General features: G+C 67.5%; 24 protein-coding genes. 15 read left to right on the top strand and 9 right to left on the bottom strand.

Annotated elements, in window-relative coordinates; all coding sequences use genetic code 11:
- The first annotated feature begins 136 nt into the window (after positions 1–136).
- Positions 137–430 carry a 30S ribosomal protein S20 gene (gene rpsT, locus BO996_RS10240; RefSeq protein ID WP_012204104.1) on the top strand — a complete coding sequence of 98 codons (294 nt, stop codon included), beginning with the start codon at positions 137–139 and terminating at the stop codon, positions 428–430.
- Between the two features lie 229 nt (positions 431–659).
- On the opposite strand, the gene BO996_RS10235 is transcribed toward rpsT, so the two are convergent.
- Positions 660–977 (bottom strand): DUF3579 domain-containing protein, encoded by a 318-nt coding sequence (locus BO996_RS10235; protein WP_012204103.1) that lies wholly within the window; start codon positions 975–977, stop codon positions 660–662.
- Between the two features lie 350 nt (positions 978–1,327).
- On the opposite strand from BO996_RS10235, the gene BO996_RS10230 reads away from it, so the two are divergent.
- Positions 1,328–2,524: an aspartate aminotransferase family protein gene (locus BO996_RS10230; RefSeq protein WP_071954669.1), complete on the top strand. Its 1,197-nt coding sequence runs from the start codon at positions 1,328–1,330 to the stop codon at positions 2,522–2,524.
- Between the two features lie 10 nt (positions 2,525–2,534).
- Complete coding sequence (gene argF / locus BO996_RS10225) at positions 2,535–3,467, top strand: ornithine carbamoyltransferase (protein WP_012204101.1); 933 nt, start codon at positions 2,535–2,537, stop codon at positions 3,465–3,467.
- 85 nt (positions 3,468–3,552) lie between these two features.
- Here the strand turns inward: argF and BO996_RS10220 are convergent, their stop codons facing one another.
- The 3 genes from BO996_RS10220 to BO996_RS10210 are packed head-to-tail and all read right to left on the bottom strand — an operon-like array spanning position 3,553 to position 6,043.
- Positions 3,553–3,747, bottom strand: coding sequence for a hypothetical protein (locus BO996_RS10220; protein ID WP_043824054.1), 195 nt, complete (start codon positions 3,745–3,747; stop codon positions 3,553–3,555).
- A gap of 14 nt (positions 3,748–3,761) precedes the next feature.
- Complete coding sequence (feoB, locus tag BO996_RS10215) at positions 3,762–5,705, bottom strand: ferrous iron transporter B (protein WP_071954668.1); 1,944 nt, start codon at positions 5,703–5,705, stop codon at positions 3,762–3,764.
- Entirely contained in the window at positions 5,702–6,043 is a 342-nt protein-coding gene (locus BO996_RS10210) for a FeoA family protein (protein ID WP_043824050.1), read from the bottom strand. The genes feoB and BO996_RS10210 overlap by 4 nt, the downstream gene beginning before the upstream one ends.
- Positions 6,044–6,242: 199 nt before the next feature.
- Here BO996_RS10210 and BO996_RS10205 point away from each other — a divergent pair, with 199 nt between their 5' ends.
- Positions 6,243–6,563, top strand: a complete 321-nt coding sequence (locus BO996_RS10205; protein ID WP_034391185.1) for a YkgJ family cysteine cluster protein — start codon at positions 6,243–6,245, stop codon at positions 6,561–6,563.
- 37 nt (positions 6,564–6,600) lie between these two features.
- On the opposite strand, the gene BO996_RS10200 is transcribed toward BO996_RS10205, so the two are convergent.
- Complete coding sequence (locus BO996_RS10200; RefSeq protein WP_012204096.1) at positions 6,601–7,071, bottom strand: Lrp/AsnC family transcriptional regulator; 471 nt, start codon at positions 7,069–7,071, stop codon at positions 6,601–6,603.
- 138 nt (positions 7,072–7,209) lie between these two features.
- Here BO996_RS10200 and BO996_RS10195 point away from each other — a divergent pair, with 138 nt between their 5' ends.
- From BO996_RS10195 to kynU, 9 genes are all read left to right on the top strand, one after another.
- Positions 7,210–8,637 (top strand): amino acid permease, encoded by a 1,428-nt coding sequence (locus BO996_RS10195; protein WP_071954667.1) that lies wholly within the window; start codon positions 7,210–7,212, stop codon positions 8,635–8,637.
- Positions 8,638–8,712: 75 nt separating this feature from the next.
- Positions 8,713–9,918, top strand: coding sequence for an amino acid aminotransferase (locus tag BO996_RS10190; RefSeq protein ID WP_198041294.1), 1,206 nt, complete (start codon positions 8,713–8,715; stop codon positions 9,916–9,918).
- Positions 9,915–10,775 carry a tryptophan 2,3-dioxygenase gene (gene kynA, locus BO996_RS10185; protein ID WP_043790480.1) on the top strand — a complete coding sequence of 287 codons (861 nt, stop codon included), beginning with the start codon at positions 9,915–9,917 and terminating at the stop codon, positions 10,773–10,775. The genes BO996_RS10190 and kynA (BO996_RS10185) overlap by 4 nt, the downstream gene beginning before the upstream one ends.
- A gap of 161 nt (positions 10,776–10,936) precedes the next feature.
- A complete protein-coding gene (locus tag BO996_RS10180; protein ID WP_013803668.1) occupies positions 10,937–11,314 on the top strand; it encodes a RidA family protein in 378 nt (125 codons plus the stop codon).
- A 105-nt stretch (positions 11,315–11,419) separates the two neighbouring features.
- Positions 11,420–12,040, top strand: a complete 621-nt coding sequence (locus BO996_RS10175; RefSeq protein ID WP_034365336.1) for a LysE family translocator — start codon at positions 11,420–11,422, stop codon at positions 12,038–12,040.
- A 12-nt stretch (positions 12,041–12,052) separates the two neighbouring features.
- On the top strand, positions 12,053–12,838 hold the full coding sequence (locus BO996_RS10170; protein WP_071954665.1) for a helix-turn-helix domain-containing protein: 786 nt from the start codon (positions 12,053–12,055) through the stop codon (positions 12,836–12,838).
- Between the two features lie 156 nt (positions 12,839–12,994).
- Positions 12,995–14,383, top strand: a complete 1,389-nt coding sequence (locus tag BO996_RS10165; RefSeq protein WP_071954664.1) for an amino acid permease — start codon at positions 12,995–12,997, stop codon at positions 14,381–14,383.
- Between the two features lie 4 nt (positions 14,384–14,387).
- The gene (kynB, locus tag BO996_RS10160; RefSeq protein WP_043824042.1) at positions 14,388–15,017 is read left to right on the top strand and encodes an arylformamidase; all 630 of its coding nucleotides are present in this window, start codon (positions 14,388–14,390) and stop codon (positions 15,015–15,017) included.
- Between the two features lie 67 nt (positions 15,018–15,084).
- A complete protein-coding gene (gene kynU, locus BO996_RS10155) occupies positions 15,085–16,389 on the top strand; it encodes a kynureninase (RefSeq protein ID WP_071954663.1) in 1,305 nt (434 codons plus the stop codon).
- A gap of 17 nt (positions 16,390–16,406) precedes the next feature.
- Here the strand turns inward: kynU and BO996_RS10150 are convergent, their stop codons facing one another.
- Both BO996_RS10150 and ada read right to left on the bottom strand, forming a co-directional pair.
- The gene (locus BO996_RS10150; protein WP_071954662.1) at positions 16,407–17,411 is read right to left on the bottom strand and encodes a DNA-3-methyladenine glycosylase family protein; all 1,005 of its coding nucleotides are present in this window, start codon (positions 17,409–17,411) and stop codon (positions 16,407–16,409) included.
- Positions 17,408–18,316, bottom strand: coding sequence for a bifunctional DNA-binding transcriptional regulator/O6-methylguanine-DNA methyltransferase Ada (gene ada, locus BO996_RS10145; RefSeq protein ID WP_062794107.1), 909 nt, complete (start codon positions 18,314–18,316; stop codon positions 17,408–17,410). The genes BO996_RS10150 and ada overlap by 4 nt, the downstream gene beginning before the upstream one ends.
- A gap of 163 nt (positions 18,317–18,479) precedes the next feature.
- Here ada and kynA (BO996_RS10140) point away from each other — a divergent pair, with 163 nt between their 5' ends.
- A complete protein-coding gene (gene kynA / locus BO996_RS10140; RefSeq protein WP_034391164.1) occupies positions 18,480–19,355 on the top strand; it encodes a tryptophan 2,3-dioxygenase in 876 nt (291 codons plus the stop codon).
- Between the two features lie 91 nt (positions 19,356–19,446).
- Positions 19,447–20,748, top strand: coding sequence for an MFS transporter (locus tag BO996_RS10135; protein ID WP_071954661.1), 1,302 nt, complete (start codon positions 19,447–19,449; stop codon positions 20,746–20,748).
- A gap of 18 nt (positions 20,749–20,766) precedes the next feature.
- Here BO996_RS10135 and BO996_RS10130 read toward each other — a convergent pair whose 3' ends face one another.
- Positions 20,767–21,975 (bottom strand): FAD-dependent monooxygenase, encoded by a 1,209-nt coding sequence (locus BO996_RS10130; RefSeq protein ID WP_013803678.1) that lies wholly within the window; start codon positions 21,973–21,975, stop codon positions 20,767–20,769.
- 74 nt (positions 21,976–22,049) lie between these two features.
- Entirely contained in the window at positions 22,050–22,229 is a 180-nt protein-coding gene (locus tag BO996_RS28940) for a hypothetical protein (protein ID WP_143290083.1), read from the bottom strand.
- Between the last annotated feature and the right edge of the window lie 70 nt (positions 22,230–22,299).

Genomic DNA, 22,299 nt, shown 5'->3' with positions numbered 1-22,299 from the left:
AGGCGGGCCTGGCCGCTCTTGCACTCCGTTGCAACAGGCCGGCCCGCGCGGCCTGGGCCCTCAAGGCCCTGTCCGGGCTGCGTGCTATAATCCCGCGCTTCGCCGACAACATCCTCAGACACTAGGAATACATATCATGGCATCTAAGCCCGCAAAGAAGAACCCCCGTCTCGCCTCCGGCCGCAAGCGCGTCCGCCAGGACACCAAGCTCAACGCAGCCAACACCTCGCTGCGTTCCAAGTACCGCACTGCCGTCAAGAAGGTCGAAAAGGCCGTTCTGACTGGCGACAAGGCCAAGGCAACCGAACTGTTTGCCGCAGCCCAATCCGTTCTGGACACGATCGCCGACAAGGGCATCTTCCACAAGAACAAGGCCGCTCGCGACAAGAGCCGCCTGTCCGCCAAGGTCAAGGCCCTGGCCGCCGCCTAATCCAATTAGGCAACCGCACGGATGGCTCCGGCCATCTGCCGTTTGTAACGGGTGCGCTGTCAGCGAACGAGAAAACCGCCTTCGGGCGGTTTTTTTGTGCCTGAACGATGCCCCTGCATCCGCAGGATCCACCAAAAAAGCCCCACCCTCCGGAGCACAGGCAAAAAAAAACGCACCCCAGGCGCGCTTCACATCGGACGGGAACGACCCGCAAAAAAAGAAGCCGGCCTCAGCGGGCCGGCTCGTCCGGTATCAGGCAGGCCTCGGCAACCTGCAGGTTGTTGTCCTTGGCGAAGTTCAGGCAGAAATCCCAGGCCATGGGCTCGTAGTCGCGCAGGTCGCGGTGCACGACCACGCACTTGACGCCATTGAGCGTTGTGGGAACACACCAGGGCGAGTAGCTCAGGTGGCTGCCGCGCTGGGCACCACCGGGGCGAAACTGGCTCATGACGCCTGCCAGCCGCTCAGCCCAGTCGCTGGGCCGGAAAGTCTTGCCTTCGTGGGTGATGCCCTGGATGAACAGTTCTTTGCTGGAGGGAGAGACCATCAGGATGCACGCCAAAATACGACTTGCGCAACAAGGAACAACACAGGCGACCTGCCAAGGGGCACGGCGCCCTGCCACATCCTGTTTGCGCAAGTCCTTCAAAAAAGTCAGAGCCCACAGGCAGGATCGCTGCCAGCAGGCCAAGCCGGCATTTTATCTCTTATATAAGAGCTGAGGCCTTGTTGCAGCGCACTACCCAAGTGTGGCGTAGGTTCATTGCATGGCTGTGATGCGCAAACCGCAACGGTAGGCCATCGCGCGGCCCCTAGAATCGGGCTTCGCTGTTTTTCAGGCATCTGCGGCGGCAACGCCCGGATGCCGTTTACTTTCCAGCTCAGGAGATTTTTGCAATGACCGCTTTCATTGAGGCTGCCTCGCCCCACGTGATGAACACCTATGGCCGCGTACCGATCGCTCTGGAGCGAGGCCAGGGCTGCCGCGTGTGGGACGTCAACGGCAAGCAGTACCTCGATGCGCTGGGCGGCATTGCAGTGAACACGCTGGGCCACAACCACCCCAAGCTGGTGCCTGTGCTGCAGGACCAGGTGGCCAAGCTCATCCACACCTCCAACTACTACCACGTGCCCGGCCAGGAAACGCTGGCCAAGCTGCTGACCGAGCGCGCGAAGATGACCAATGTCTTCTTCTGCAGCACGGGCCTGGAGGCCAACGAGGCCGCCATCAAGATCGCGCGCAAGTACGGCGTGGACAAGGGCATCGCCAAGCCGGTGATCGTGGTCTACGAGCATGCCTTCCACGGCCGCTCCATCGCCACCATGACGGCCACGGGCAACCCCAAGGTGCGCGACGGCTTCGGCCCCCTGCTCGACGGCTTCCTGCGCGTGCCGGTCAATGACTTCGAGGCGCTCCAGAAGGCCACGGCCGGCAACCCCGACGTGGTGGCCGTGATGATGGAGCCCATCCAGGGCGAAGGCGGCCTGCACCCCATGCGCATCGAGTACATGCAGCAGGTGCGCGCACTGTGCGATGCCAACGGCTGGCTGATGATGTTCGACGAAGTCCAGGCCGGCATGGGCCGCACGGGCAAGTGGTTCGCCCACCAGTGGGCCGGCATCATCCCCGACGTGATGACCCTGGCCAAGGGCCTGGGCTCGGGCGTGCCCATCGGCGCCGTCGTGGCCCATGGCAAGGCGGCCACCGTGCTGCAGCCGGGCAACCATGGCTCCACCTTCGGCGGCAATCCGCTGGCCATGCGCGCGGGCATCGAAACCATCCGCATCATGGAAGAGGACGGCCTGCTGGCCCACACCACCAAGGTGGGCGACCACCTGAAGGCCTCGCTGCAAAAGGAACTGGCCGAGGTCAAGGGCGTGGTCGATGTGCGCGGCCAGGGCCTGATCATCGGCATCGAGCTGAACAAGCCCTGCGGCGCCCTGCTGGGCCGTGGCGCCGAAGCCGGCCTGCTGTTCAGCGTGACCGCCGACACCGTGGTGCGCCTGGTGCCGCCGCTGATCATGACCGAGGCCGAAGCCGACGAAGTGGTCGCCAAGCTCAAGCCCCTGATCGTGCAATTCCTGTCCGAATGAGTACCTGCCTATGACTGCCATCAAGCACTATCTGCAGTTTTCCGACTTCACGGCCGACGAGTACGCCTATGTGCTCGAACGCGCGGCCCTGATCAAGAAGAAGTTCAAGGGCTACGAAAAGCACCACACGCTCAGCGACCGCACGCTGGCCATGATCTTCGAGAAGGCCAGCACGCGCACCCGCGTGAGCTTCGAGGCGGGCATGTACCAGCTCGGCGGCTCGGTGGTCCACCTGACCACGGGCGACAGCCAGCTGGGCCGCGCCGAGCCCATCGAGGACAGCGCACGCGTCATCAGCCGCATGACCGACCTGGTGATGATCCGCACCTATGGCCAGGACAAGATCGTGCGCTTTGCCGAATACTCGCGCGTTCCCGTCATCAACGGCCTGACCAACGAGTTCCACCCCTGCCAGATCCTGGCCGACATCTTCACCTTCATCGAGCACCGCGGCTCGATCCAGGGCAAGACCGTCGCCTGGGTCGGCGACGGCAACAACATGGCCAATACCTGGCTGCAGGCGGCCGACCTGCTGGGCTTCACCGTCCACGTCAGCACACCGGGCGGCTACGAGGTGGACGAGAAGCTGGCCTTTGGCGGCAAGACCCCGCGCGAGGGCTGCTACAAGGTCTTCAAGGACCCGCTGGACGCCTGCAAGGGCGCCGACCTGGTGACCACCGACGTGTGGACCAGCATGGGCTACGAGGCCGAGAACGAAGCCCGCAAGAAGGCCTTTGCCGACTGGTGCGTGGACGCCGAAATGATGGCCGCCGCACGTGGCGATGCCCTGTTCATGCACTGCCTGCCCGCCCACCGCGGCGAGGAAGTGGAGGCCGAGGTCATCGACGGGCCGCAGTCCGTGGTCTGGGATGAGGCAGAGAACCGGATGCATGTGCAGAAGGCTCTGATGGAGTACCTGCTGCTGGGCCGCCAGCCGAACTGATAACGCAGTCCGCTCAAAAAAGAATGCCTGCAGGCTTTGCGCCTGCAGGCATTCTTTTTTCCCGGCGGAAGTTCGGGCCGTGGCCTTACGGTCCCCGCTTGTCCGGTGCGCAGCTGTCCCCGCCGCAGGCACTGCAGCCGCCACAGCCGCCCGCATCCTTGGGCGCCAGAGCCGGATGCATCTGCCCGGCCTTCTGGCGCCAGCGCGCGGGCAGATAGCGCCAGACCAGAGACACGCCGGCCAGGGCCACGATCAGCCCGACGATGATGTTCTGCCACATGGTGCTTGTTCCTTTCAGCCCGCGCCCAATGCGATGGCCACGCGGTAGGTGATGAAGCTGGCAAGGTAGGCCAGCGCGAACAGATAGCCGGTCATCAGCAGCGGATAGCGCCAGCCGTTGGTCTCGCGCCGCACGGCGGCCAGCGTGGAGATGCACTGGGGCGCGAACACGAACCAGGCCAGCAGCGACAGCGCCGTGGCCATAGACCAGGTGTGGGCGATCAGCGGCCCCAGTTGCTCGGCCATGGCCTCGTCGCTGGCGGCGGACAGGGCATAGACCGTGCCCATGGCGCTGACGGCCACTTCGCGCGCGGCCATGCCCGGCACCAGGGCGATGGCGATCTGCCAGTTGAAGCCGATCGGCGCCAGCACCACCTCCAGCCAGCCGCCGATGCGGCCCGCAAAGCTGTAGCGGATGGCCGCTTCGGTGACGCCATCGGGCGGCGCCGGGTAGCTGGCCAGGAACCACAGCACGATGCTCACGGTCAGGATGATGCCGCCGACGCGGCGCAGGAAGATCATGGCGCGCTCGTACAGGCCCAGGGCCAGACTGCGCGGGCTGGGCCAGCGGTAGGAGGGCAGCTCCATCAGCAGCGGCGTGGGTCCGGCGCTGCGGCCGGCCAACTTGGCCACGCCGGCCACGGCCATGGCGCTGACGATGCCGGCCACGTACAGCGCGAACAGCACCAGGCCCTGCAGGTTGAAGATGCCGCCCACCGTGCGCTCGGGAATGAAGGCGCTGATCAGCAGCGCATAGACCGGCAGGCGCGCCGAGCACGTCATCAGCGGCGCGATCATGATCGTCACCAGGCGGTCGCGCCAGCTGGTGATGGAGCGCGTGGCCATGATGCCGGGCACGGCGCAGGCGAAGCTGGACAGCAGCGGAATGAAGGAGCGGCCCGACAGGCCGACCTTGCCCATGATGCGGTCCAGCATGAAGGCGGCGCGCGGCAGGTAGCCCGAATCCTCGAGTGCAAGGATGAACAGGAACAGGATCAGGATCTGCGGCAGGAAGACCAGCACGGCGCCCGTGCCGGCGATCACGCCATCGGCCAGCAGGCTGCGCAGCGCGCCTTCGGGCATGTGCTCGTTGACCAGGGCCGAGACGGCCGAGACGCCGCCCTCGATGCCGTCCATAAGCGGCTGCGCCCAGCTGAACACGGCCTGGAACATCAGGAACAGCGTGGCCGCCAGCAGCAGCATGCCCCACAGCGGGTGCAGCACCACGGCGTCGATGCGGTCATCGCGCCGGGTGTCCACCACGGGTTCCTTGACGCAGTCGGCCATGATGCGGGCCACCTGCTGGTGCAGGGCCAGCACCTGCTCGCGCGCATCGCCCGGGTGGGCCGGGGCCTGCAGCTGCGGCGCTGCCAGGGCGCGGGCTTCGGGGCCGTCCAGCCATTGCAGCAGTTCGCGCGCGCCGTCCTGGCGCACGCCCACCGTGGACAGCACGGGCATGCCCAGGGCGCGTGACAGCGCCTCGCGGTCGATATCGATGCCCTGGCGCTTGGCCATGTCGCTCATGTTGAGCACCAGCAGCATGGGCAGGGCCAGGCGCTGGGCTTCCAGCACCAGGCGCAGGTTCAGGCGCAGGTGGGTGGCGTCGGTGACGCAGACCAGCAGTTCGGGAGGCGCCTCGCGCGCGTGGCGGCCCGAGACGATGTCGCGCGTGATGCGTTCGTCCTCGCTGTGGGCGTGCAGGCTGTAGGTACCCGGCAGGTCCAGCACGCGCACACGCCGGCCGCTGGCCGTGCTCAGCCAGCCTTCCTTGCGCTCCACGGTCACGCCCGCGTAGTTGGCCACCTTCTGGCGTGCGCCAGTCAGCAGGTTGAACAAGGCTGTCTTGCCGCAGTTGGGGTTGCCCAGCAAGGCCAGGCGCAGTGCGGAATCACCACCGCCGCCACCACCCTGGGCAGGCTGCAGCGGCTGGATGAGTTTGGGAGAGGACGACGCGCTCATGCCACCGCCTCAGGTGCCACGCGCACCAGGGCCGCCTCATGGCGGCGCAGAGCGAACGTGGCCTGGCCCACGCGCACGGCCAGCGGGTCGTCGCCCGGAAAGCCTGCGGCCAGGATGCGAACGGGCTCGCCCGGCAGGAAACCGATTTCCATGAGACGCAGCAGCAGTTCCTGCTCGGCCGTGTCGCGCGCCGCATGGAGTTCGACCACGCGCGCCGGAACCTGGCGCGGCAGCGCATCCAGGGTGATGGCCGCAGCGGTGGCCGGGCTTGGAGAGCTGGGAGGCGCGGACAGCGCGGACGGAGCCGTGGCGTCCGTCCCGGGATTCATCGAATGCATGGCGTGTTGTATCAACTGATTTTTATTCTCATTTTGATTTTGATCGAATCCCCGTGGGAAGCCCGCGCATGGTATCGGAGTAAGAGGCAGGGTCTTGCCAAATGGCCGTCATGGTTTTTGGCCGGTTCCAGGCGCCCCGCACGCGTGCGCGCGACAATCGCGCTCCCACGATCCGCACCTGCACCTGCTTGCCCACGCCATGACCCATCCCTGCCTGAGCTGCGGCGCCTGCTGCGCATCGTTTCGCGTGGACTTTTCCGTGCACGAGTCGCAGGAGCATGGCGGCCGCGTGCCGGCCGGGCTGATCGAGGAAGTCACCGACTACACCTGCCGCATGCGCGGCACGGACTGGTCGCGCCCGCGCTGCGCAGCGCTGGTGGGCAAGGTGGGCGAGAAGGCCCATTGCGGCATCTACGAGTGGCGGCCCTCGCCTTGCCGCGAATTTGCGGCCGGCAGCGATGCCTGCAACCGCGTGCGCGTGCGCCATGGCATGCAGGCGCTGGACAGCGGCCTGCTGTAGCAACCAGCCAGGCGCCAACAGCCGCCACCACCAGCCGCTATTCCACGGGCAGCCCCGCCAACTGCCCCTTGAACTCCTGCAGCGAGAAATGCGTGTGCACCTGGCGCACGCCGGGCAGCCGGTGCAGGCGGGTGAGCAGCAGGTCCGAATAGGCATCGAGATCGCGCGCCACGACGACCAGCAGGAAGTCTTCCGGCCCCGAGATGCCGTGGAACATCACGACCTCGGGAATGGCGCAGACCGCTTCCTGGAAGTGGCGCGATGACTCCTCGTTCTGATGGTCTATGCCCACCATCACGAAGGCCAGCACGCCAAAGCCGATGGCGCGCCGGCTCAGCGCGGCGTGGTAGCCGGTGATCACGCCCTCATCCTCCAGCCGCTTGATGCGCCGCCACGACGGCGATTGCGACAAGTGCACGCGTTGCGCCAATTCGCCCGAGGTCAGCCGCGCGTTGTCCTGCAAGGCGCGGATCAGCAGCCGGTCCGTTCTGTCGATCTCGATTGACATAAACCACCTATGAATTCATGTTTCACAGAATAACTTATCCAAGATCAAGCGCATTTAGGGATAACTACTAAACGCCCTGCGAAGGCCGTAACTAGCATCCGCCTCCGAAGCCCCCCACAGCAACGGAGACAACAACCCATGCCAGCCTTCGAAGACATAGTCCAGCGCGAAGCCGGACTCCAACAGCAGCTGTCCGCCGGACAGATGACCATGATCGCCATCGGCGGTGCCGTCGGCACCGGCCTGTTCCTGGGCAGCGGCTTTGCCATCGGCTTCGCCGGGCCCAGCGTGCTGATCAGCTATGCCATCGGCGCGGTGATCTCGCTGCTGCTCATGGGCTGCCTGGCCGAGATGACGGTGGCCCATCCGACCTCGGGCTCGTTCGGCGCCTATGCCGAGCACTACATCGCCCCCTGGGCCGGCTTCGTGGTGCGCTATGCCTACTGGGCCTGTGTGGTGCTGGCCGTGGGCACCGAGGTGACGGCCGTGGGCCTGTACATGGGCTACTGGTTCCCCGAGGTGCCGCGCTGGGCCTGGGTGGTGATCTTCTCGGGCGCGCTGATCGGCGTGAACATGATGAGCGTCAAGGCCTTCGGCGCCGTGGAGTACAGCTTCTCCATGATCAAGATCATCGCCATCGTGGCCTTCATCGTGGTCGGCGCCTGGGTGGTGTTCGGCACCCGGCCGGCCGGCGTGGGCTTTGCCAACTACGTCAACAACGGCGGCTTCTTCCCCAACGGCCTGTGGGGCACCTGGGTGGGCGTGATCATCGCCATCTTCAGCTACCTGAGCATCGAGATGATCGCCGTGGCCGCTGGCGAGGCCAAGGACCCGCAGCGCGCCGTCACCAGCGCCTTCCGCTCCACCATGGTGCGCCTGGTGGTGTTCTATCTGGCCACGATTGCGCTGATGCTGGCCATCGTGCCGTGGTCGGCCGCCGGCAAGGACGGCAGCCCATTCGTCAAGGTGATGGAGATCATCGGCCTGCCCGGCGCGGCCAGCGTGGTCAATTTCGTGGTGCTGGTGGCTGCCCTCTCGGCCATGAACAGCCAGCTGTACATCACCACCCGCATGATGTTCAGCCTCTCGCGCGCCGGCCATGCGCCCGCCGTGCTGGGCCGCGTGAACTCGCGCGGCGTGCCGCTGCCGGCGCTGCTGCTGTCCTGCCTGGGCATTGCCGTGGCCACGCTGTTCAACATCATCAATCCCGAGCAGTCCTTCATGCTGATGATGGCCGTGGCCATGTTCGGCGCCATGTTCACGTGGTTCATGATTTTCGTGACCCACCTGTTCTTCCGCATCCACTGGGTGCGCCAGGGCAACAAGCCGCTGGCCTTCCGCATGTGGGGCTTTCCGGTGCTGACGCTGCTGGGCGCGGCACTGATGCTGGCCGCCCTGGTGTCCACGCTGTTCACCGACGTGTTCCGCCTGACCGTGCTCACCGGCCTGCCCTTTTTGCTGCTGCTGGGCGCCATCTACGCCATCTGGTACCGCAAGCCGGCCGGCCAGACCGCAGCCGCTCCTCAAGCCAATCCCCCAACCCAGGCCCAGGCCCAGGCCCGGTGACATCCGGCCTTCCGTTTTTCTCCCTACCTTAGAAACATGACGACTCTTGCCCCCCTCGATACCGCCCGCGCCTCGATGTTCAGCCACGTCCCGCCCTACCCCGGAGATCCCATCCTGTCGCTGATGGAAGCCTTTCAGCAGGACCCGCGCGCCGACAAGGTCAGCCTGAGCATCGGCCTGTATTTCGACGAGGCCGGCCGCCTGCCCGTGCTGGACTCCGTGCGCCAGGCTGGCGATGCCCTGGCCCGCGAGCAAAGCCCCAGCGGCTACCTGCCCATCGAAGGCATAGCCCCCTACCGCCAGCTGGTGCAGAACCTGGTGTTCGGCGCTGAGCACGAGGCCGTGCGCGCGCAGCGCATCGCCACCGTGCAGACCTTGGGCGGCTCGGGCGCGCTCAAGCTGGGCGCGGACTTCATCAAGCACTATTTCCCCGACGCCGAGGTCTGGCTCAGCGATCCCACCTGGGACAACCATCTGGCCATCTTCCAGGGCGCGGGCCTGCGCACCCACAGCTACCCCTACTACGACGCGGCCACGGGCAGCCTGCGCTTCGACGCCATGCTGCAGACACTGCGCAGCCTGCCCTCGGGCAGCGTGGTGCTGCTGCATGCCAGCTGCCACAACCCCACGGGCGTGGACCTGTCGCGCGAGCAGTGGCAGCAACTCATCCCCGTGATCGTGGAGCGCGGCCTGATCCCCTTCGTGGACATGGCCTACCAGGGCTTTGGCGATGGGCTCGATGAAGACGCCTGGTCCGTGCGCGCGCTGGCCGATGCGGGCGCCCAGGCCTTTGTGGCCAACTCGTTTTCCAAGAACTTCTCGCTGTATGGCGAACGCGTGGGCGGCCTCAGCGTGGTCTGCAGCGACGCGGCCACGGCCGGCAATGTGCTGGGCCAGCTCAAGGCCACGGTGCGCAGCAACTATTCCTCGCCCCCCACCCGTGGCGCGCGCCTGGTGCAGCAGGTGCTGGCGTCGCCCGAACTGAGCGCCCAATGGGCACAGGAGCTGGCGCAGATGCGCGGCCGCATCAAGGACATGCGCGCCCAGCTGCACGGCGCGCTGCATGAACGCTTTGGCGAGCGGCGCGACTTCGGCTTCCTGCTGACCCAGCGCGGCATGTTCAGCTACACAGGCATCAGCGAGCCCCAGGTCCACCGCCTGCGCGACGAACACGGCGTGTACCTGATCCGCTCGGGCCGCATGTGCATGTCGGGCCTGTCCGGCGCCAACGTGCAGTACGTGGCAGACGCCATTGCCACGGTGCTGGAGGCACCGCAATGAGCGGCTGCCCCGTCCATGGAGGCCTGACCGAGCGCATCGTCGCCGAGGAAAGGGCGCAGCTGGATTTCAGCCAGTCCATGAGCTATGGCGACTACCTGCAGCTGGACGCCATCCTCGGCGCCCAGCAACTGCTGTCGCCCACGCATGACGAGCTGCTGTTCATCATCCAGCACCAGACCAGCGAGCTGTGGATGAAACTGATGCTGCACGAGCTGGGCGCGGCCACGGCCGCCGTGGCGGCCGACCGCCATGCCGATGCCTTCAAGATGCTGGCCCGCGTGAGCCGCATCATGGAGCAGCTGGTGGGCGCCTGGTCCGTGCTGGCCACCATGACGCCTACCGAGTACACGGCCATGCGCCCGTATCTCGCCAGCTCCAGCGGCTTCCAGAGCTACCAGTACCGCTGCATCGAGTTCGCGCTGGGCAACAAGAATGCCGCCATGCTCCAGCCCCATGCCCACCGGCCCGACCTGCTGGCCCGGGTGGATGCCGCATGGCGCGCACCTTCCCTGTACGACGAGGCCCTGCGCCTGCTGGCACGCCAGGGCCTGGCCATTCCTGCCGGGCACCTGGAACGCGACTGGACCCAGCCCTACACGGCCAGCCCCGAGGTCGAGGCCGCCTGGGCCCAGGTCTACCGCGACCCGCAGTCGCACTGGGACCTGTACCAACTGGGCGAAAAGCTGGCCGACATCGAGGACGCCTTCCGCCTGTGGCGCTTTCGCCATGTGACCACGGTGGAGCGCGTCATCGGCTTCAAGCGCGGCACGGGTGGGACCGGCGGCGTCAGCTATTTGCGCAAGATGCTGGACGTGGTGCTGTTCCCCGAAATCTGGTCCGTGAGAACGAAACTGTGACCCCTGAGCGGCTTTGCCGCTTCCCCCGCTCTCGCTGCGCGGGCGCGGGACGACACCATCGCTGCGGGACGGCCCTTGCTCGGCGTCCGCCGATGGGCCGCGCCAAGTTTCCGACGCAAGAACACCATGCCTTCGCATGTAGTCAAAACACAAGGAAATCCATGAAGCAAATCATCGACGTGGGACTGCCGCCGCTCAAGCAGCCCTTCTCCTGGGCCGTCAAGGCCAGCGGCCAGATGCTGTTCACGGCCCACGGCCCCGTGCGGCCCGACGGCAGCATCGACACCGGCCCCATCGAACAGCAGGCGCGCCTGACCTTCACCAACCTGCGCAACGCGCTGCAGGCCGCAGGCGGCACGCTGGCGCATGTGACCCAGGTGCTGATCTATATGACCGACGTGGCCGACATGCCGGCCATCGACGCCGTGTACCGCGAGTTCTTCGAGGCGCCCTACCCCAACCGCTCCAGCATGGGGATTTCGGCGCTGGTGGTGCCGGGGATGAAGCTGGAGATCGTGGCCTACGCCATGCTCCCCTAGAGGATGTGACGGACATGCCGGCGCCCCGCAATTGCGTTCAATACAGGGGCGGCGTGCGGGACGAGACTGCGGGCCTTGTGCAGTCCTGCGTCCGCGCGAAATCTCATGTCCTCCTCGCTGCTCGCCATGGGCGTCTTCACCCTCGTCGGCGCCATCACGCCCGGCCCCGTCAATGTGCTGGCCCTGCGCCACGGCGCAGCGCGCTCGCGCCTGGTCTCTGCCGCCTATGTGCTGGGCGCCAGCGCCAGCTATGCGGCCGTGGTCTGGGTCATGGGCCAGGGCGCACAGTGGCTGCTGCAGACGCTGCCGCAGCTGTCTGCGGCCGCGCAGTGGCTGTGCGCTGCCTATCTGCTGTGGCTGGCCTGGCGGCTGGCCAACGCACCTGTGGGCCAGGCCGGTGCGCAGCAGCAGGCCGGATCGCAGCGCACGCTGCAGGCCCTGCTGCAAGCGCTGTTGCAGGGCACGGCCGTGCAGACGCTCAACCCCAAGGCCTGGCTGGTGGCGCTGGCCGGCGTGGGCCTGTTCGTGCTGCCCCACGCGAATGCGCCGTGGGCGCTGCTGCAGTTTTGCGCCATCTCGCTGCTGGCCTGCCTGGTGGGGGTCGGCAGCTGGGCGCTGCTGGGGCAGCTGCTTTCGGGCTGGCTGCGCACCGAACGCCGCCAGCGCCTGTTCCACCGCCTGCTGGCCCTGCTGCTGGTCGCCAGCGTGGCGGCCATGCTGGCATGATGGCTGGCCGCCATGACTTCAACCTCTCCCCACCGCTTCCACCGCCATCCGGCCGCCCCCTGGGCCGAGCTGCGCGACAGCGCGCGCTCGCCGCATTGCTTTCGGCTGCACATGCATGCCGAGTATTCGATAGGCATCGTGGACGCGGGCCGCACCGTGTTCCACCATGCCCACGGACCGCAGCCTGTGGAAGCGGGCGGCGTGGTGCTGATCGAGCCCGGCGCCTGGCATGCCTGCAATCCCGACCCAGGCGCGCCGTGGTCCTACCGCATGCTGTTTGTCGATGCCGACTGGCTGCACGCGCGGCTGGGCGTGGCCGCGCTGCGCTTTCCCCGGCGCACGCTCACGGATGCGGACATTGCCCGCCTGGTGGATGGCCTGTGCCGCCCCGTCGATGGCACGGCGGCCGCCGACCGCCTGGCCCTGGGCCTGGAGCACCTGCTGGACCGCTGTGCCCAGCCCGCAGCCTTGCCCCTGCCCGGCGATGCGGCGGCCCTGGCCCCCGCACTGCAGCGCCTGCATGCGGGGCCCGATGCGGGCCTGACCGTGCAATCGCTGGCCCAGGAATGCGGCATGAGCGCCACGCGCTTCATCCGCCGCTTCAAGTCCGCCACGGGCATGACGCCCGGCAGCTACCGCCTGAACCTGCGCATCAACGGCGCGCGCCGCCTGCTGGCCACGGGCGCGGCGCTGTCCGATGCGGCCTATGCCATGGGCTTTGCCGACCAGGCGCACCTGCAGCGCGCCTTCAAGGCCCACCATGCGCTGACGCCGGGCTGCTACGCACGCGGCGCCTGAGCCGGTACCTGGGTCGGCCGCACCTGAGCCGGCCGCACCTGAGCCGACCGCATCTGGGCCGGACCCTCCCATGGTTTTGCAGCGGCCAGCCCGGGGCCGGCGGTGAAAGCGCAGATACTTACGCCTTCCGCTTTCAGCCCCCACCTGCCGCGCACCATGGCCGCCTTCCAAGACATTCAGCAACGAGAAACCGGCCTGCGCCAGCAGCTGTCCGCCGCCCAGATGGTGATGATCGCCATTGGCGGCGCCATCGGCACCGGCCTGTTCATGGGCAGCGCCTTCGCCATCGGCTTCGCCGGCCCCAGCGTGCTGGTCAGCTATGCCATCGGCGCGCTGATCTCGCTGCTGCTGATGGGCTGCCTGGCCGAGATGACGGTGGCCCACCCGACCTCGGGCTCGTTCGGCGCCTATGCCGAGCACTACATCAGCCCCCTGGCCGGCTTCATGGTCCGCTATGCCTACTGGGCCGCCGTGGTGCTGGCCGTGGGCATGGAGGTGACGGCCATCGGCATCTACATGGGCTACTGGTTCCCGGACGTGCCGCGCTGGATCTGGGTGCTGGTGTTCTCGGGCGCGCTGGTGGCCGTCAACGCCAGCAGCGTCAAGGCCTTCGGCCAGGTGGAGTACGGCTTTTCCATGGTCAAGATCATCGCCATCGTGGCCTTCATCCTGATCGGCGCCTGGGTGGTGTTCGGCTCGCAGCCCCAGGGCATCGGCTTTTTCAACTACACGGCCGATGGCGGCTTCTTCCCCAAGGGCCTGTGGGGCACCTGGGTGGCCGTGATCATCGCCATCTTCAGCTACCTGAGCCTGGAGGCCGTGGCCGTGGCGGCCGGCGAGGCCGAGGACCCCAAGCGCGCCATCACCCGGGCCTTTCGCACCACCATGGCGCGCCTGGTGATCTTCTACCTGGCCACGATCGCGCTGATGCTGGCCATCGTGCCCTGGCAGCAGGCCGGCACGGACAAGAGCCCCTTCGTGAAGGTAATGGAGATCATCGGCATCCCGGGCGCTGCCAGCATCATCAACTTCGTGGTGCTGGTGGCCGCGCTGTCGGCCATGAACAGCCAGCTGTATGTGACCTCGCGCATGATGTTCAGCCTGTCGCGCGGCGGCTATGCGCCCTCGGTGTTCGGGCGGTTGAACAGCCGGGGCGTGCCCGTGGCGGCGATTGCCATCTCCTGCCTGGGCATTGCCGTGGCCGTGGCCGTGAACCTGTGGAAGCCCGAGGGCTCGCTGCTGTGGATGATGTCCGTGTCCATGTTCGGCGCCATGTTCACCTGGTTCATGATCTTCGTGACCCATCTGTTCTTCCGCGCGCGCTGGTCGCGCGAGCATCCGGGCCAGCGCCTGCAGTTCCGCATGTGGGGCTTTCCGCTGTTCACGCTGGCCGGCGCCGCGCTGATGCTGGGCGTGATCGTCACCACCTTTTTCACCGAGGTCTTCCACATGACGCTGCTCACGGGCCTGCCCTTCCTGGGCCTGCTGGCCCTGGTGTACGCGCTGTGGTACCGGCCCCGCGCACAAGCGCGCAAAAAGGACTGAAGCCATGACCCGCAGACTCTGGGACATCTCCCCGGCCGTGCAGGCCGCCAGCCCCGTCTTTCCCGGCGACACGGCCTACAGCCAGCAGTGGTGCGCCACCATCGGGCCGGGCTGCCCGGTCAATGTCAGCGCCATCACGCTGTCGCCCCATGTGGGAGCGCATGCCGATGCACCGCTGCACTATGACGCCGACGGGGCATCCATCGGCAACGTGGACCTGGACGCCTTCCTCGGCCCCTGCCGCGTGATCCACGCCATCGGCAAGGGACCGCTGGTCGAATGGGAGCACATCGCCCACGCCGTGGAGCATCTTCCGGCACGCGTGCTGGTGCGCACCTACGAGCGCGCCCCCACCACCTGGGACCAGGAACTGGCCGCCTATGCACCGGCCACGGTGGAGCGCCTGGCCGACCTGGGCGTGAAGCTCATCGGCATAGACACGGCCAGCATCGACCCGGCCAGCAGCAAGAGCCTGGACAGCCACCAGGTGATCCGCCGGCGCGGCCTGCGCGTGCTGGAGAACCTGGTGCTGGACGAGGTGGCCGAGGGCGACTACGAGCTCATCGCCCTGCCGCTCAAGCTGGTCGAGGCCGATGCCTCGCCCGTGCGCGCCGTGCTGCGCGCCCTGGCCTGATCCCTGCCCGCATTGCGGCGCCGGCCCTGCCCGCGCCTTTCGCCTTTTCGATACCCAAGGAGACCCCGTGACGAGCCTGCAAGACTGCCTCACCCTCGATGCGCAAGACCCGCTGCGCGCCTTGCGCGACCAATTCACGCTGCCCGAAGGCGTGATCTACCTTGACGGCAATTCGCTGGGCGCCAGCCCCCGCGCCGCCGCCGCGCGCGTGGCCGAGGTGGTGCAGCAGGAATGGGCGCAGGGCCTGATCCGCTCGTGGAACGATGCCGGATGGATCAGCCTGCCCCAGCGCCTGGGCGACCAGTTCGCCCCCTGGCTGGGCGTGGGCGCGGGTGAGCTGGTGTTCACCGACACGGCTTCCATCAACCTCTACAAGGTGCTGACAGCGGCGGCCCGCATCGCGCGCGAGGACGCGCCGCAGCGCAAGCGCCTGATCAGCGAGCGCAGCAACTTCCCCACCGACCTCTATATCGCCCAGTCGGTCTGCCAGGAATACGGCCTGGAGCTGGTGCTGCTAGAACCCGAGGAAATTGCCGGCGCGCTGACCGACGAGGTGGCCATCTGCATGCTCACCCATGTGAACTACCGCACGGGCGCCATGCACGACATGGCTGCCGTGACGGCTGCCGCGCAGGGCAAGGGCATTCTCTGCGTCTGGGACCTGTGCCACAGCGCGGGTGCCGTGCCTGTCGATCTCAAGGGCGCAAATGCCGACTTCGCCATCGGTTGCAGCTACAAGTACCTCAACGGCGGCCCCGGTGCGCCGGCCTTTGTCTGGGCCAACCCGCGCCTGATCAACCGCTTCTGGCAGCCGCTGTCGGGCTGGTTCGGCCATGCCGAGCCTTTCAAGTTCGTGCCGGACTACCACCCGGCCCAGGGCATACAGCGCTACCTGTGCGGCACCCAGCCCATGGTCAGCCTGAGCGTGCTGCAGTGCGGCCTGGACGTGTTCACGGCCGTGGAGCCGCTCGGCGGCATGGACGCGCTGCGCAACAAGTCGCTGGCGCTGACCGACCTGTTCATCGCCCTGGTCGAGGAACGCTGCCAGGGCCACGGCCTGGGCCTGGCCACGCCGCGCGAGCACGGCCGGCGCGGCTCCCAGGTCTGCCTCACGCGCGAGGAGGGACTGGGCGTGGACGGCAAGGACAGCGGCGCCTATGCCATCGTGCAGGCGCTGATCGCGCGCGGCGTGATCGGCGACTTCCGCAAGGGCGACAGCACGGGCCTGCACAAGGACATCCTGCGCTTCGGCTTCACGCCGCTGTACGTGGGATTCGAAGACGTCTGGCATGCCGTGGAGCACCTGCGCCAGGTGCTGGAATCGGGCGAATGGCGCAAGCCGGAGTTCAACCGCGTCAATGCGGTGACCTGAAGCCTGGAGCCAGCCCTTCAGAACGCCGTGGACGACAGCGAGGCCCAGAGGTGGGCCGCGACCAGGGCGCGCCAGGGTGCGAAGTCCCGCAGCCACAACTCGGTCTGCACCGCGTCCATGGCGCCCGTCTTCAGCAGCAGGGCCAGGGCCCGGCGCACGGCCACATCGCCGTGCAGCGGGCCGTCCAGGTGGCCATAGCCGCGCAGCAGCATGTAGTTCACGGTCCACGGGCCTATGCCCTTGAGGGCCAGCAGCCGCTCGCGGATCTCGGCCACCGGCAGTTCAGGCAGGGCCGCCCAGTCGTCCAGCGGCAATTCACCCGACTGCACGGCCTGCGCCAGCAGGCGCAGCGTGTGCGTCTTGCTCCGCGAAAAGCCGGCGGCGCGCAAATCCTCCTCACCGAGCTGCGCCAGCTGGGCGGCCTCCGGCATGCACCACAGCTGCTGCGGCGCGTCGGCATGGCCATCGTGCAGCGCCACCGGCTGGCCGGCTGCGGCGATCAGGCGGCGGCGCAGCGACACGGCTGCCGCCACGCTGATCTGCTGCCCGGTGACGGCCCAGCTCAGCGCCTCCCAGGGCGTGCAGGCCGCCGGCACATGCAGGCCACGCTGGCGCGCCAGCAGCGGCCCCAGCCGCGCATGGCGGCCAAAACGGCGCTCGAATTCGCCCACATCCTGGGACAGTCCGAACATGCGCCGCAGCATGGCGGCCAGCACATCGTCCATGCCGGTGACTGCGCCTGCACCGGCAGGCAGGCGCCATCGAGCCTGCACCACGGCCGCCTCTTCGCACTGCTGCGTCAGCTCCAGGGTCAGCAGCGTGGGAAGGCCCTTCCACATCAGGCCCTTGTGCATGCGGATGGTGTCGCCGTTCTGCAGATCGCATTCGGACAGGCGCTGGGCATCGCGCCGGTGAAAGCCCCAGAACTCGTTCATGCGGTAGCCGGCCGGCAGCGTCAGTTGCTGCTGCGCCTGATGGATCTGGCCGGTGCCACGCCCTTGCCCTTGTCCTTGCCCGCTCATGCGCTTCCTGCCTGGCGCAGCGGTGCGTGCCCGGCGTCCTTGCCAGCGGCCTCCTGCGCCTGGCGCGCCTCGCGCAGCAGCAGGGCACGCTTGCGCTCCACGCCCCAGCGGTAGCCGGAGATGCTGCCGTCGTTGCGCACCACGCGGTGGCAGGGCACGGCCACGGCAATCGGGTTGGCAGCGACGGCGCTGGCCACGGCGCGGGCGCCCGTGGGCATGCCCAGGCGCAGGGCCAGTTCCGAATAGCTCAGGGTCTGGCCGGCCGGAATGGCGCACAGCGCCTGCCACACGCGCTGCTGGAAGACCGTGCCCTGCACATCCAGCGGCAGCGCCAGGCCGCGGCGCGGCTGCTCGACCAGGGCCACGACCTGGGCCACGGTGTGCTCGAAGCCCGCATCGCCACCCACCAGCTCGGCCAGCGGAAAGCGCTGCTGCAGGTCCTGCACCAGGGCCTCGGCGTCGTCGCCCAGCAGTACGCAGCACACGCCGCGCTCGGTGCTGGCCACGAGGATGCTGCCCAGCGTGCATTCGGCCACGGCAAAGCGGATGGTCTGGCGCATGCCGCCGCGCCGGTAGTCGCCGGGTGCCATGCCCAGCATGGCGCCTGCGTCGCGGTAGAAACTGCTGCTGGCCGCATAGCCGCTGGAGTAGGCCGCATCGGTGACCGAGTCGCTCTGGCCCGGCTGCAGCGCCGCGCGCAGGGCATGCGCGCGATGGGCCTTGGCATAGGCCTTGGGCGTGAGGCCCGTGGCCTGCTTGAACAATCGGTGCAGTTGCCAGGGGCTCAGGCCCGAGCGTTCGGCCAGCTGGCCCAGGGCGGGTGGGGGCTCCTCGGTCTCCAGCCAGCGGCAGCATCGGGCCACCAGGGCCGTGGGGTTGGCAGTGGCATCGCTGGCTTGATTCATGGCTTGGTTGGACACGGCATGTCTTTCTGGGTCATCGGATGCCCTACTCTACGCAGCCCGGAGCACCCGCGCATCCCGCTTCTTGCAACCCGCAGGATTTCAGCGCGGGATTCGGTTACGCTGCGCCCTGCATTTTCCGCGTCGAGACTTGCGAGACTCCCACATGACCACCGAACACTCCGGCTGCCCCATGAACAGCCCCGGCCGCACCGAATCCATCGTCAAAGAGGAGCGCGCCCAGCTGGACTTCAGCCAGTCCATGAGCTATGGCGACTACCTGCACCTGGACCAGATCCTCACGGCACAGCATCCGCTGTCGCCCGCGCATGACGAGATGCTGTTCATCATCCAGCACCAGACCAGCGAGCTGTGGATGAAGCTGATGCTGCATGAGGTCCGAGCCGCCACGGCCGCCATCGCAGGCGGCACGCGTGCCGACGCCTTCAAGATGCTGGCCCGCGTGAGCCGCATCATGGAGCAACTGGTCAGCGCCTGGACCGTGCTGTCCACCATGACCCCGCCCGAGTACACGGCCATGCGTCCCTACCTGGCCAACTCCAGCGGCTTCCAAAGCTACCAGTACCGCTGCATCGAGTTCTCGCTGGGCAACAAGAACGCCGCCATGCTCCAGCCCCATGCCCACCGGCCCGACCTGCTGGCCCAGGTGGAGGCGGCATGGCGCTCGCCCTCGCTCTACGACGTGTCCCTGCAGTTGCTGGCGCGCGAGGGCATTGACGTGCCCGCCGACCGGCTGGAGCGCGACTGGACCCAGCCCTACGAGGCCAGCGAGGGCGTCAAGCAGGCCTGGATCACCGTCTACCGCGATCCCCACAAGCACTGGGACCTGTACCAGCTCGGCGAAAAGCTGGCCGACATCGAGGACGCCTTCCGCCTGTGGCGCTTCCGCCACCTGACCACGGTGGAGCGCGTCATCGGCTTCAAGCGCGGCACGGGCGGCACCGGCGGCGTCAGCTACCTGCGCAAGATGCTGGACGTGGTGCTGTTCCCCGAAATCTGGGCGCTGCGCACCGAGCTGTAAGAACTGGCGGGCGCCACCGACGGCAGACCGCTGCGGTGGCGACAGCGCGCAGGCGCGCAAACGGGTAAGCTGCGGCGCCAGGAGAAATACCGTGTCCGCAGCGCCGCAACAGCCCCCACACAACAACACACACACAGAGGCTTCGCAGACCTCCACCGCAGCACCGCCGCCGCGCAGCCAGCTGCTGTGGGCCATGCTGCTGGCCCTGCTCTCGGCCTTTGCGCTGAGCCAGGCCTTTCGCACCACCACCTCGGTCATGGCCACGGGTCTTCAGCAGGATTTCGGGCTTACGGCCCAGTCGCTGGGGGCCTTTGCGGGCCTGTTCGGCCTGTCCTTCGGCGTGGCCCAGCTGCTGATGGGCATCGGCATGGACCTCTACGGCCTGCGGCGCACGGTGCTGCTGTCGTTTCCGCTGGCGATTGCGGGGTCGGCACTGTCCGCCGCCGCACCCAACTACGGCTGGCTGATGGTGGGCCAGTTGCTGATCGGCGTGGGCTGCTCGCCCGCCTTTCTGGCCTGCACCATGTTCATCTCGCGCCACTTTCCCATGGACCGCTTTGCCTTTCTGTCGGGCGTGGGCATGGGTGTCGGCGGTCTGGGGCTGCTGTTCACAGGCACGCCACTGGCCTGGCTGGTCCAGCATTTCGGCTGGCGCTCGGGCTTTGCGCTGCTGGCCGTGATGTCGGCCCTGTCGTGGCTGCTGATCTGGTGGCGCGTGCACGAGCCCGCCCGCAGCGGAGCACAGACCGCCGCACGGGAAAGCTGGGGCGTGGCGGCACGCCGCATGGCCGAGCTGTTCACGCTGCCGCACACGCTGGGCATCGTCCTGCTGGCCATGGCCTGCTATGCATCGTTTCTGGCGCTGCGCGGCCTGTGGCTGGGGCCGCTGCTCATCCATCGCTATGGCTTTTCGCTGGTGGAAAGCGGCAATGTGGCGCTGGTCGTATCGATGATCTCGCTGTTCAGCCCCGCGATTTTCGGGCGCATGGATCCCGGCCCAGGACGGCGCCGGCGCTGGCTCACCAATTACTCGCTGCTCATGGGCAGCCTGTTCATGCTCATGGCCTTTTTGCACCATGGCTGGACCAATGTGGCGCTGATCTTCGCCATGGGCCTGCTGTCGGGCTATTCGGTGCTGCAGTACGCCGATGTGCGCGCTTCCTACCCCCCAGAGATGACCGGCCGCGCGCTGTCGCTGTTCACCATGGCCATGTTCCTGGGCGTGGCCCTGGTGCAATGGTTCACGGGCTGGGTCGCCGCCTGGGCCGAGGCCTGGGGCGTGGAGCCCTACAAGGCCGTGATGATCTCGATTGCAGCCACGCTGGTGGGCGCGTCGACCGCGTTCCGTTTCCTGCCCTCCTCGCCGCTGCTGCGCCAGGCCCCGGCCGCCTAGCGGCCGGAGTCTCTGTCTCTACAAGGCGTTGGCGGCCGAGCCATCGCCACGGTACAGCCAGGGCAGATCCATCAGCCGGGAGCCCAGCAGGCGCAGCGACAGGTCACGCCCCCAGCGCACGGGACCCGTGGCATGGAAGATGCGGCCATTGCGCTGCGAGCGCGCCTGCACGCGCGCATTGCGCTGCCAGCGGTTGAGCGCGTAGCGGCGCAGGCGCATGTTGACGTCGAGATCGTGCATGGACAGGGCGCGCTGCAGCTCCGCTGCATCTTCGATCGCCATGCCGGCGCCCTGGGCCAGGTAGGGGCGCATGGGATGGGCCGCATCGCCCAGCAAGGCCACCACGCCGCGCGCCATCTGCGCGGCCGATTGCACGGGCGGGCGGTCGCCCACCGGCCACAGCCGCCAGTCGCCACCGGCTGCAGGCACATGCTGGACCAGGTCCAGCAGCTGGGGGCAACTGCCCTGCAGCACCCGCACCAGATCGTCAAGATTGCCCGCATGGTCCCAGTTCGCCAGATCCTCGGGCGCCGGGCCCTGGATGATGATCACCAGGTTCTGCAGCTCGCCCCGGCGCACGGGGTACTGGATGGCATGCATGCGCGAGCCCAGCCAGGCCGTGACATCGGTGGCCCGCAGGCGCTTGGGCAGCTGGGCCTGGTGCACCAGGGCGCGGTAGGCCAGGTGCCCGGTGACACGCGGCGGGCCGTCGCCCAGCAACTGCTGGCGCAGAACGCTGCGCACGCCATCGGCGGCGACCAGGGCATCGCCTTCTATCAGCTTGCCGGCCCGGGTTCGCACGGTGACCACGCCGTCGGTCTCGGAAAAGCTCTCGATGGGCTGGCCCAGGTTCAGGTGCATGCCCGGATAAGTCTGAGCGGCTTCCCGCAGCAATTGCTGCAGATCGGCCCGGTGGATGGTGGCGTAGGCCGCGCCATAGCGTTGCACGGACTCGCTGCCCAAGGGCATGTGCGCCAATTCCTGCCCGGTGACTGCGCTGCGCACGCGCAGGCTGCCCGGCAATGCCACCACCTGCTGCAGCGGTTTTTGCAGGCCCCAGGCCTGAAGCCGCCGCACGACATTCGGACCGATCTGGATTCCGGCGCCCACTTCACTGAGCGCGGGCGCCTGCTCGAAAAGACGCACTTCCCAACCCGCCCGCGACGCACCGATGGCGGCGGCCAGGCCACCAATGCCGCCGCCGGCAATCAACACCTGCTTGTTCATGTGCGTATTGTGCCCCTGCCGCCAACCATGGCGGCCGGGGCCTGATTATTCAAGTCGGACACCGCTGAAGAAAATCAAAGAATGCTCGGAATCTTCTGAAACATGCGCGCATCCCCCAGGCATTGAGGCGCATCAAGATCCCAAAAACGGGCATCTCGCCACGCACCAGACTGCCATAAAGGACATCGCCCCACCATCACCTGTGCGGCGCGGCCAAAAATCGGCCTTTGCATCGCCGCTCTGGAAATGTCCATACACGGATCCACACTTTATGCCTCAGATGATAGAGATTCTCAACTGAGACAATCTTTTGACAAATGGCCG

It is taken from the genome of Delftia sp. HK171, from assembly GCF_001886655.1.
GTDB classification, from domain to species: Bacteria; Pseudomonadota; Gammaproteobacteria; order Burkholderiales; family Burkholderiaceae_C; genus Comamonas; species Comamonas acidovorans.
The sequence above is the reverse complement of the archived record's forward strand: the minus strand, read 5'-3'. Positions and strand labels throughout refer to the sequence as shown.